Annotated in this window: 8 protein-coding genes; 2 read left to right on the forward strand and 6 right to left on the reverse strand. The window is 70.8% G+C overall.

Annotated elements, in window-relative coordinates:
- Positions 1–382: CdaR family transcriptional regulator (locus B7767_RS06035; RefSeq protein WP_143652235.1), on the forward strand; the 382-nt coding region annotated here is incomplete at its 5' end.
- On the opposite strand, the gene B7767_RS06040 is transcribed toward B7767_RS06035, so the two are convergent.
- The gene (locus B7767_RS06040) at positions 363–953 is read right to left on the reverse strand and encodes a TetR/AcrR family transcriptional regulator (RefSeq protein ID WP_085571215.1); all 591 of its coding nucleotides are present in this window, start codon (positions 951–953) and stop codon (positions 363–365) included. The two genes, B7767_RS06035 and B7767_RS06040, sit on opposite strands and share 20 nt — an antisense overlap.
- Before the next feature lie 84 nt (positions 954–1,037).
- Between B7767_RS06040 and B7767_RS06045 the strand changes: the two genes are divergently transcribed.
- The gene (locus B7767_RS06045; RefSeq protein ID WP_179167044.1) at positions 1,038–2,585 is read left to right on the forward strand and encodes an MFS transporter; all 1,548 of its coding nucleotides are present in this window, start codon (positions 1,038–1,040) and stop codon (positions 2,583–2,585) included.
- Between the two features lie 52 nt (positions 2,586–2,637).
- On the opposite strand, the gene serA is transcribed toward B7767_RS06045, so the two are convergent.
- The 5 genes from serA to B7767_RS06070 all read right to left on the reverse strand — a co-directional run.
- Positions 2,638–4,227, reverse strand: a complete 1,590-nt coding sequence (gene serA / locus B7767_RS06050; protein ID WP_085571217.1) for a phosphoglycerate dehydrogenase — start codon at positions 4,225–4,227, stop codon at positions 2,638–2,640.
- Positions 4,228–4,493: 266 nt separating this feature from the next.
- Positions 4,494–5,492, reverse strand: coding sequence for a ketol-acid reductoisomerase (gene ilvC, locus B7767_RS06055; RefSeq protein WP_085571218.1), 999 nt, complete (start codon positions 5,490–5,492; stop codon positions 4,494–4,496).
- A gap of 118 nt (positions 5,493–5,610) precedes the next feature.
- A complete protein-coding gene (ilvN, locus tag B7767_RS06060; RefSeq protein ID WP_030866294.1) occupies positions 5,611–6,135 on the reverse strand; it encodes an acetolactate synthase small subunit in 525 nt (174 codons plus the stop codon).
- 35 nt (positions 6,136–6,170) lie between these two features.
- On the reverse strand, positions 6,171–8,021 hold the full coding sequence (locus B7767_RS06065) for an acetolactate synthase large subunit (protein WP_107485836.1): 1,851 nt from the start codon (positions 8,019–8,021) through the stop codon (positions 6,171–6,173).
- Positions 8,022–8,251: 230 nt separating this feature from the next.
- Positions 8,252–11,184 (reverse strand): bifunctional diguanylate cyclase/phosphodiesterase (locus B7767_RS06070; RefSeq protein ID WP_085571220.1); only part of this gene is annotated, 2,933 nt, incomplete at its 5' end.

An 11,184-nucleotide genomic window follows, 5' to 3' on the forward strand; every position in this document is an offset into this window, starting at 1 on the left:
CGCGGGCCTCGCCGAACTGGGCGCCGCCTGGGAGGAGGCGTCGGCGGCGGCCCGTGCGGCGCTGGCCGAACCACGGCTCGGACCGGTCGCCCCGTGGACGTCGATCGGCCCGTTCCGCCTCCTGACCGCGCTGCCCCCGGGCGCCGCCCACGACCCCGTCGTCGGCCCCCTGCTCTCCCCCGCCCAGGCCGAACTCGCCCGCACCGCCGAGGTCTACCTCGACCGCGCGGGCCAGGCCGGCCGTACGGCCGCCGAGCTGGGCATCCACCGCCAGACCCTGTACTACCGGCTCTCGCGGATCGAGCAGCTCACGGGCCTCGACCTGGACGACGGCGAGGACCGGCTGCTGCTGCACATGGCGCTCAAGGCCGCACGTCTGTAGCGGCGGCCTCGATCACCCGGCGCAGGCCGGCGGCGAGCTGCCCGCCGTCGGGCGCCGTCTTCGGGTCGAAGGTCCACTGGGCGATGAGGCCCGTCATCAGGGTCACGTAGAACATGCCGACCGTGTCCGCGGTCTCGTCGGACACGTCCTCCTCCCGGCCGCCCATCAGCAACGGGACCAGGCCGCGCCCGGCCTCGCGCTGCGCCGCCGCCAGATGGTCGCGGACCTCGGGGAGCCGGTCGCCGAGGGCGAGGACCTCCATGCTGAGCCGCCACACCGAGCCGGGCTCCTTCATGGTGCCGATGATGTTCGACCACACCCGCTCGAACCGCTCCGGGGAGCCGGGCACGGTCTCGTCCACGGTTCCGTCGCCCTCGAAGGCGTCGCCCATCCCCTCGACGAGCGACACGTAGGCCTGCGCGAGCAGGGCGTCCTTCGACCCGTAGTGGTACCCGATGGACGCCAGGTTGGTCCCCGACTCCTTGACGATGTCCCGCGCCGTCGTGCGCACGAAGCCCTTGGCGAGCAGGCAGCGCTTGGCGCCCTCCAGCAGATCCTCACGGTGTCCCATGACGTCACCCTACCCACTCCCCCATACGCCTGTCTTATACGATAGTCCTAGACAGTCGTATAAGACGTGCGTACAGTCACCGGCATGACAACGAACCCGCCCCGCGCCGGCCGTCGCGAGTGGACCGCGCTCACCGTGCTGATGCTCCCGCTGCTGCTGGTCTCGATGGACGTCTCCGTCCTCTACTTCGCGATCCCCGAGATCAGCGCCGACCTGGAACCGAGCGGCACCCAGCAGCTGTGGATCTTCGACATCTACGGCTTCGTCCTGGCCGGCCTGCTGATGACGATGGGCGCGCTGGGCGACCGCATCGGCCGCCGCAGGCTGCTCCTCCTCGGGGCCGCGGCCTTCGGCGCCGCCTCGCTCCTCGCGGCCTACGCGCACACCGCCGAGACGCTGATCGCGGCCCGCGCGGTCCTCGGCATCGGCGGCGCGACCCTGATGCCGTCGACGATGGCGCTGGTCCGCACGATGTTCACCGACCCCACCCAGCGGGCGAAGGCGATCGGACTGTGGTCCGGGGTGATGACGGCCGGGATCGCGCTCGGCTCGGTGATGAGCGGCGTCCTCGTGGAGCACTTCTGGTGGGGCTCGGTCTTCCTGGTCAACCTGCCCGCCATGGCCCTGCTGCTGGTCCTCGGCCCGGTGCTGCTCCCCGAGTCGAAGAACCCCTCCCCCGGCCGCTTCGACCTGCCGAGCGTCCCGCTGTCGATGGCGGCGGTCCTGCCCGTGGTCTACGGCCTGAAGGAACTGCCCTCCGAGGGCTGGAACGTCCGCTACGTCGTCTCGATCACCGTCGGACTGCTGTTCGCGGCGCTGTTCGTGCACCGGCAGCGCACCGCGGCCTCGCCGATGATCTCGCCGGCCCTCTTCCGCGGGCACGGCTTCACGCCCGCGCTCGTCCTCAACACCCTGTCGGCCTTCGGGATGATGGGCTCGGCGTACTTCACCACCCAGTACCTGCAGTCGGTCCTCGGCAGGAGCGCGCTGGAGGCCGCGCTGTGGAGCCTGTTGCCGTCGGTGCTCATCGGCGCCGCCGCCCCGGTCGCCGCCCGGTTGGTCCAGCGGGGCGTGGAGCGCGCGTACGTCGTGACGGCCGGCTTCGTCATCGCGGCGGGCGGCTACGGGCTGCTGGCCCTGGCCGGTACGGACTCGCTGTGGCTGGTGCTGGCCGCGTGCGGTGTGCTGGCCGCGGGGATCGTCATCGTGATGTCCCTGCTCACCGACCTGGCCCTGAGTTCGGCGCCGGTCGAGAAGGCGGGGGCGGCGTCCTCCCTGCTGGAGACCGGTACGGAGTTCGGCGGCGCCCTGGGCATGGCCGCCCTCGGCTCCATCGGCACGGCCGTCTACCACCACGAGATCCCGGACACGGCCCCCGCGATGGCCCAGGAGACCCTGGGCGGCGCGCTGGCCGTCGCCGCCGGACTGCCGGGGCACGCGGGAGACGCCCTGGCGGCGGCGGCACGGGAGGCGTTCACCAGCGGGATGCGGGGAGCGGCGGTCGCGGCGGCGGTACTGCTGCTCGGGGCGGCGGGGCTGGCCGCGATGGGCCTGCGGCACATCAGGATCCGTCCGGAAGCGCCCACGGAAAACGCCGGACGGGCTGATGCGCTCAGCCCGTCCGGCGTTTGAGGACGAGTCCGTTCAGGACGGACGGGGGTCCGGGGACAGAACCCCGGCACTCTCAGACCAGGTTGACCGACCGGGCGGACGTCGCCCCGATCTCCGCGGCCAGCTCACCGAGCACCCCGGCGGCCACCGTGTCGTCGACGGTCAGCACGGCGAGCGCCTCACCGCCGACCGTCGCACGGGCGACCTGCATGCCGGCGATGTTGATGCCCGCCTCGCCGAGGACGCGGCCCACGGTGCCGACGACACCCGGACGGTCCTCGTAGCGCAGCACGAGCATGTGGTCGGCGAGCGCCAGGTCGACGTCGTACTCGCCGACCGCGACGATCTTCTGGACGTGCTTGGGACCGGCCAGCGTGCCGGAGACCGAGATCTCCTCGCCGCCGGAGAGGGTGCCGCGCACGGTGACGACGTTGCGGTGGTCGGCCGACTCGGAGCTGGTGGTCAGCCGGACCTCGACACCGCGCTCCTGGGCGAACAGCGGGGCGTTGACGTAGGACACCGTCTCGTCGACGACGTCCTCGAAGACGCCCTTGAGCGCGGACAGTTCCAGCACCTTCACGTCGTGCTGGGTGATCTCGCCGTAGACCTCGACGTCGAGGCGGACCGCGACCTCACCGGCGAGCGCGGTGAAGATGCGGCCGAGGCGCTCGGCGAGCGGCAGACCCGGCTTGACGTCCTCGGCGATGACCCCGCCCTGCACGTTCACCGCGTCCGGGACCAGCTCACCGGCGAGGGCGAGGCGCACCGAGCGGGCGACGGCGATACCGGCCTTCTCCTGCGCCTCGTCGGTGGAGGCGCCGAGGTGCGGGGTGCAGACGACCTGGTCGAACTCGAACAGCGGCGAGTCGGTGCAGGGCTCCTTGGCGTACACGTCGAGGCCTGCGCCGGCGACGCGGCCCTCCTTGAGCGCCGAGTACAGCGCCTCCTCGTCGACGATGCCGCCGCGTGCGGCGTTGATGACGCGCACGCTCGGCTTGACCTTGCGCAGCGCCTCGTCGCCGATGAGGCCGACGGTCTCGGGGGTCTTGGGCAGGTGGACGGTGATGAAGTCGGAGACCTCGAGCAGCTCGTCCAGCGACAGGACCTTGACACCCATCTGCGCGGCCCGCGCGGGCTGGATGTAGGGGTCGTAGGCGACGACCTTCATGCCGAAGCCGGACATGCGCTGGGCGACCAGCGCGCCGATGCGGCCCAGGCCCACGACACCGAGGGTCTTCTCGGCGAGCTCGACGCCCGTGTACTTGCTGCGCTTCCACTCGCCGTTCTTCAGCGCGGCGTTGGCCTGCGGGATGTGGCGGGCGGTGGCGACGATCAGACCGCAGGCGAGCTCGGCGGCGGTCACGATGTTCGAGGTGGGGGCGTTGACGACCATCACGCCGGCCTTGGTGGCGGCGGAGACGTCGACGTTGTCCAGGCCGACGCCGGCGCGGGCGACGACCTTGAGCTTGTTCGCGGCGGCGATCGCCTCGGCGTCGACCTTGGTGGCCGAGCGGATCAGGATCGCGTCCACCTCGGCGATGGCCGGGAGCAGCTCGGCACGGTCCGCGCCGTTGCAGTGGCGGATCTCGAAGTCCGGACCGAGGGCGTCGACGGTGGCGGGCGACAGCTCTTCAGCGATGAGTACGACGGGTTTCGAGCTCACGTGAGTCCTCACAAGTCCAATGCGGACGGCCGTCCCGACGGCCGCAGGCGGTGAAGAAGTGCTAGCCGCGTGGAAGACGCACGACGCTGTGGGCCTGACGCGTTTGTTGTTCAGCAGTCTAGTGGCGCCGAGGGCGTCGTCTTACGCCGCTTCGGAAGGATCACCCGTCCGTGGGGGGACGGGATGGACAACGTCGTACCACCGACGTTACCCCGGGTTCGCCCGAAGGGCCGGAGCGTTCCGCTCCGGCCCTTCGGGCGTGAGGCTCACGCCTCTTCGTCGACCCAGCTCATGAGCTTGCGCAGCTCCTTGCCGGTGGTCTCCAGCAGGTGCTCGGAGTCCTGCTGCTTGTACTCGTTGTACTTCTTCAGACCGCCGTGGTACTCGTCCATCCAGTTCTTGGCGAACGTGCCGTCCTGGATCTCGGCGAGGACCTTCTTCATCTCGGCCTTGGTGGCGTCGGTGATGATCCGCGGGCCGGTGACGTAGTCGCCCCACTCGGCGGTCTCGGAGATCGACCAGCGCATCTTCTCCAGGCCGCCCTCGTACATGAGGTCCACGATCAGCTTCAGCTCGTGCAGGCACTCGAAGTACGCGATCTCCGGCTGGTAGCCGGCCTCGGTCAGGGTCTCGAAGCCCGCCTTGACCAGCGCCGCGGTACCACCGCAGAGGACGGCCTGCTCGCCGAACAGGTCGGTCTCGGTCTCCTCGGTGAAGGTCGTCTTGATGACGCCGGCGCGGGTGCCGCCGATGCCCTTCGCGTACGACAGGGCCAGCGCGAAGGCGCTGCCGGTGGCGTCCTGCTCGACGGCGGCGATGCAGGGAACGCCGCGGCCCTCCTCGTACTGACGGCGCACCAGGTGGCCCGGGCCCTTGGGGGCGACCATGCAGACGTCCACACCGGCCGGGGGCTTGATGAAGCCGTAGCGGATGTTCAGGCCGTGACCGAAGAACAGCGCGTCGCCGTCCTTCAGGTTGTCCTTGATGTGCTCCTCGTAGACCTGGGCCTGGATCGGGTCCGGGACCAGGATCATGATGACGTCGGCCTCGGCGGCGGCCTCGGACGGGCTCACCACGCGCAGGCCCTGCTCCTCGGCCTTGGCCTTGGACTTGGAGCCTTCGTGCAGACCGACGCGGACGTCGACACCCGAGTCACGGAGCGACAGGGCGTGGGCGTGGCCCTGGCTGCCGTAACCGATGACCGCGACCTTGCGGCCCTGGATGATGGACAGGTCGGCGTCGGCGTCGTAGAACAGCTCGGCCACTGGGTTCTCTCCTTGAGTGCAGGTGTTGCGTCCCACCGTATGCCGGTGAGGGGAAGGGAAGTCTCTCGGTCTCGGAATACGGGCGGCCGGTCGTGTCCCGGCCGCCCGCTCACGGGTGTTACGCCGACCGGTCCAGGGCGCGCAGCGACCGGTCCGTGATGGAACGGCCACCGCGTCCGATGGCGATCGTGCCGGACTGGACGAGCTCCTTGATGCCGAACGGCTCCAGCATCTTGAGCATGGCGGACAGCTTGTCGCTGCTGCCGGTGGCCTCGATGGTCACGGCCTCCGGGGAGACGTCCACGGTCTTGGCGCGGAACAGCTGGACGATCTCGACGATCTGGGAACGCGTCTCGTTGTCGGCGCGCACCTTCACCAGAACGAGTTCGCGCTGAACGGCCTGCCCGGGTTCGAGCTCGACGATCTTCAGCACGTTGACGAGCTTGTTGAGCTGCTTGGTGACCTGCTCCAGCGGGAACTCCTCGACGCTCACCACGATGGTGATGCGGGAGATGTCGGCGTGTTCGGTGACGCCGACGGCGAGCGAGTCGATGTTGAAGCCGCGGCGGGAGAACAGGGCGGCGATCCGGGCCAGGATGCCCGGGGTGTTCTCCACCAGGACGGAGAGCGTGTGCTTGGACATGATCTGCTTCCTCTGCTTGAAAGTCCTGACGGCTCTCAGTCGTCTTCGTTGTCGCCGAAGTCGGGGCGGACGTCCCGGGCGGCCATGATCTCGTCGTTGGAGGTGCCGGCGGCGACCATCGGCCACACCATCGCGTCCTCGTGGACGATGAAGTCCACGACGACCGGGCGGTCGTTGATCGAGTTCGCCTCCTCGATGACCTTGTCGAGGTCGGCCGGGTCCTCACAGCGGATCGCGTAGCAGCCCATGGCCTCCGACAGCTTCACGAAGTCGGGGACCCGGGTGCCGGCGCTCTTCTCGGTGGTGTCGGCTCCGGGGCCGGAGTGCAGCACCGTGTTGGAGTACCGCTGGTTGTAGAACAGGGTCTGCCACTGGCGGACCATCCCGAGGGCGCCGTTGTTGATGATGGCGACCTTGATCGGGATGTTGTTCAGGGCGCAGGTGGTGAGTTCCTGGTTGGTCATCTGGAAGCAGCCGTCGCCGTCGATCGCCCAGACGGCGCGGTCGGGCATGCCGGCCTTGGCTCCCATGGCGGCCGGGACGGCGTAGCCCATGGTTCCGGCGCCGCCGGAGTTCAGCCAGGTGGCGGGCTTGTCGTACTGGATGAAGTGCGAGGCCCACATCTGGTGCTGGCCGACGCCGGCCGCGAAGATCGTGCCCTCGGGCGCGAGCTGTCCGATGCGCTCGATGACCTGCTGCGGGGAGAGCGAGCCGTCCTCGGGCAGGTCGTAGCCGAGCGGGTAGGTCTCGCGCCAGCGGTTCAGGTCGTTCCACCAGGCGGTGTAGTCGCCGCGGTTGCCCTCGGCGTGCTCCTTCTGGACGGCCTGGACGAGGTCGGCGAGGACCTCGCGGGCGTCACCGACGATCGGCACGTCGGCGGCGCGGTTCTTGCCGATCTCGGCCGGGTCGATGTCGGCGTGGACGATCTTGGCGTACGGGGCGAAGCTGTCCAGCTTGCCGGTGACGCGGTCGTCGAAGCGGGCTCCGAGGGCGACGATCAGGTCGGCCTTCTGCAGCGCGGTGACGGCGGTGACCGAACCGTGCATGCCCGGCATTCCCACGTGCAGCTCGTGACTGTCGGGGAACGCGCCGAGTCCCATCAGGGTGGTGGTGACGGGAGCTCCGGTGAGTTCGGCGAGGACCTTCAGCTCGGCGGTGGCGCGGGCCTTGAGGACACCGCCGCCGACGTAGAGGACCGGCCGCTTCGCGGCGGTGATCAGCTTGGCGGCCTCGCGGATCTGCTTGGCGTGCGGCTTGGTGACGGGCCGGTAGCCGGGCAGGTCCATGGCGGGCGGCCAGGAGAAGGTGGTCTTCGCCTGGAGGATGTCCTTGGGGATGTCGACCAGGACCGGTCCCGGGCGGCCGGTGGAGGCGATGTGGAACGCCTGCGCGATCGCCCGGGGGATGTCCTCCGCCTTGGTGACCAGGAAGCTGTGCTTGGTGATCGGCATGGTGATGCCGACGATGTCCGCCTCCTGGAAGGCGTCCGTGCCGATCGCCTTGGACACCACCTGCCCGGTGATCGCGACCAGCGGCACGGAGTCCATGTGCGCGTCCGCGATCGGGGTGACCAGGTTGGTGGCGCCCGGACCGGACGTCGCCATGCAGACCCCGACCCTGCCGGTGGCCTGGGCGTAACCGGTGGCCGCGTGGCCGGCGCCCTGCTCGTGGCGGACCAGCACGTGGCGCACCCGCGTGGAGTCCATCAGGGGGTCGTACGCCGGCAGGATGGTGCCCCCGGGAATGCCGAATACCGTGTCGGCGCCGACCTCCTCGAGAGAGCGAATGAGGGACTGTGCGCCCGTGACGTGCTCGACGGGGGCGGACTGTCCTCCGGATCGGGGCCGGGGCTGCGGGTGATGGGCCCCGGTGGCCTGCTCGGTCATCGGCATTCTCTTCTCGATGCTGAGGGTTTTTGCGAAGTTCGTGCGGGTTACGCGTGCTGCTCGGCGGGTGCCTGTGCAACAAAAAACCCCTCGTGCCGTAAGGCAAGCGAGGGGAGCGCGCCGGGTGGTGGTCGCTGAGCGGTCGAGGCTCAGCGTCAGCCGACGCGCTTTCCAAGTACGAGAATTCGGGTGCGCATGGCACTGACCCTCCCCCCGGCGCGCACCCACTGTCAAGTGGGTGGGACGGGAGTCTCATTATGTGAGCGCAGTGCCGTACCGCCCTGGAGTACGGCGGTCACTCCGGTGGAGTACACCCCGGAGCCCCCGCCGACGAACACGGGTTCGGCCGGTCCGGGCGGCACCGGATAGTGCCCGGCGGCCAGCGCCCTGCGCAGCCGGTACTCGTCCAGCGGCCCGGAGAAGGCCTTGCCCTGTCCGTGCGTGCAGCCCATCGCGCGCAGGGCCGCGACCTGCTCGGGCAGGTCCACGCCGCCGGCCACGGACTGCATCCCGAGGTCGGAGGCGATCCGCAGCAGCCCGCTGGTGATCTTGTGCAGCCGCGCGGACTCCACCACGCCGTCGACCAGGCCCCGGTCGAGCTTCAGCACGTCGACGGGGAGCCGCCTGAGGGCCGTGATCGCCGCCGATCCGCTGCCGAAGCCGTCGAGCGCGATCCGGACGCCGAGCCGCTTGAGCACGGTCAGCCGGCGCTCCAGCTCGTCGAGCGACACCCTGGGGTCGGTGTCGGCCAGCTCGACGATCAGGGAGCCGGACGGCAGCCCGTGCCGGGTCAGCAGGGCCTCGATCGAGCCCAGGGGCAGTGACCGGTCGAGGAGCCGGTGCGCGCTCAGCCGGACGGCCACCGGGACGGGCAGGCCGGTCGCGTGCCGTTCGGCGGCCTGCTCGACGGCCTCCTCCAGCACCCAGCGGCCCAGCTCGGCGGTCTTCTCGCTGTCCTCGGCCACGCGCAGGAACTCCGCGGGGGTGAACAGCACCCCCTGGGAGGAGCGCCAGCGCGCCTGGGCGCAGACCGAGGTGATCCGGCCGTCCGCCAGGCACACCACCGGCTGGTGCAGCAGGGCGAACTCGCCGTGGTGCAGCGCCGCGCGCAGCCGGGTGGCCAGCTCCGCCCTGCGCACCACGTCCTGCTGCATCTGCGGCTTGTACAGCTCCACCCGGCCCTTGCCGGCGGCCTTGGCCCGGTACATGGCGAGGTCGGCGTTGCGCAGCAGTTCGCCCGCGCCGAGGCCGGGTTCGGCGAAGGCCACACCGATGGAGGCGTTGACCCGGACATCGTTGCCGTCGATGGCGTAGGGCTGGGAGAGGGTGGCTCTCAGCCGGTCGGCGAGTTCGACGATGTGGCGCTCGCGGGCGTCCCGGTCGCGGACGCCGTCGCCGACGATCAGGGCCGCGAACTCGTCGCCGCCCAGCCGGGAGGCGGTGTCGCCCTTGCGGACCGCGTCCTGGAGTCTGCGGGCGGCCTGGACGAGCAGCTCGTCCCCGGCCTGGTGCCCGATGGTGTCGTTGACGCCCTTGAAGCCGTCGAGGTCGATGAAGAGCACCGCCGTGCCCCTGAGGGCGGCCCCGCGGTCCGAGGCGCGGCGGCCGGACAGGGCCTGCTGGACGCGCCGGGTGAACAGGGCGCGGTTGGGCAGGTCGGTGAGCGGGTCGTGCTCCGCGTTGTGCTGGAGCTGCGCCTGGAGCCGCACTCGTTCGGTCACGTCACGGCTGTTGAAGATCAGGCCGCCGTGGTGCCGGTTGACGGTCGACTCGACGTTCAGCCAGCCGCCGTCGCCGGAGCGGAAGCGGCACTCGATGCGGGTGGTGGGTTCCTCGACCGGGCTGGCGGCGAGGAAGCGGCGCACCTCGTGCACGACACAGCCCAGGTCCTCCGGGTGGATGAGACCGGCCAGTTCGGTCCCCTCCAACTCCTCCGCGGGTCTGCCGTACACCCCGGCGGCGGCCGGGGAGACGTAACGGAGGATGCCGCTGGGGGCGGCGATCATGATGACGTCGCTGGAGCCCTGCACCAGGGAGCGGAAGTGGTTCTCCTTCTGCGCCAGTTCCTGGGTGAGGGTGATGTTGTCGAGCAGCATGATGCCCTGGCGCACGACGAGCGCGAGCACCACCGTGCCCCCGGTGAGCAGCACGACGCGGTCGACGCTGCGGCCGTTGAGGACGTTGTAGAGGATCCCCAGGGTGCATACGGCCGCGGCGAGGTACGGCGTGAGCGCGGCGAGGGAGCCGGTGATGGGCCGGGAGAGCGGATACCGGGTGTGCTCGCCGGGCGGCGGGCCGTGGTGGTGGTCCGGCGTGCCGTACCGTCCGGGCAGGTGCTCGCGGACCACGCGCGTGTGCCCCTCCCGCTCGGGCCGTCCGCCGCGGGGCGCGGTCCAGGGGGCGTACGCCAGGAGCAGCGAGCCGGCGAACCAGCCCGCGTCGAGGAGTTGTCCGGAGCGGTAGTCGGCGTGCAGCAGCGGGGAGGTGAACAGGGCGTCGCACATCACGGTCAGCGCGAGCGCACCGATCGCGGTGTTGACCGCGGACCGGTTGACCGCCGAGCGCCGGAAGTGCAGCGCGAGCACCATGCTGACCAGGGCGATGTCGAGCAGCGGGTACGCCAGTGACAGCGCGGTGTGTGCGACGCCGGGCCCCTCGGCCTGCGCGGCCTGGGCGAGCGCGAGGCTCCACGCGAGGGTGAGCAGGGAGCCGCCGATCAGCCAGGCGTCCAGGGCGAGACAGACCCAGCCGGCCTTGGACACGGGCCGTTTGGCGAGCACCAGCAGTCCCACGATGGCGGGCGGCGCGAAGCACAGGAAGAACAGGTCCGCGGAGCTGGGGCTGGGCACGGGAAGCCCGAGGACGACCTCGTACCACCCCCAGACCAGGTTGCCCAGGGAGGCCATGGCCGAGGAGAGGCCGAACAGCAGCCAGGCGGGCCGAAACCGGGTGCGGGGGCTGCGGGCGTAGACGAAACAGGACACGGCGGCGGCACCGGCCGCGGCGCTCAGCCCGAAGTCGCCCATGATCAACGCGAGTCGTTCCGAGCCCCAGCCGAACGCGGCGCCGACGGCGTAGGCCGCGCAGACCAGGGCGAGAACGAGTTGGGCGGCCGGGCCGGGCCGGCGGCCGACGGCCGGTGCGCCGGCCGACGGCGCCGTCG

This window comes from Streptomyces sp. 13-12-16 (assembly GCF_002114215.1).
In the GTDB taxonomy this organism is placed as follows: domain Bacteria; phylum Actinomycetota; class Actinomycetes; order Streptomycetales; family Streptomycetaceae; genus Streptomyces.

What these genes read in the sequence shown, in the direction of transcription:
- B7767_RS06040 (WP_085571215.1), bottom strand. Translation starts at nt 953, where the DNA reads ATGGGACACCGTGAGGATCTGCTGGAGGGCGCCAAGCGCTGCCTGCTC.
- ilvN (WP_030866294.1), bottom strand. Translation starts at nt 6,135, where the DNA reads ATGTCCAAGCACACGCTCTCCGTCCTGGTGGAGAACACCCCGGGCATC.
- B7767_RS06045 (WP_179167044.1), top strand. Translation starts at nt 1,038, where the DNA reads ATGACAACGAACCCGCCCCGCGCCGGCCGTCGCGAGTGGACCGCGCTC.
- B7767_RS06065 (WP_107485836.1), bottom strand. Translation starts at nt 8,021, where the DNA reads ATGACCGAGCAGGCCACCGGGGCCCATCACCCGCAGCCCCGGCCCCGA.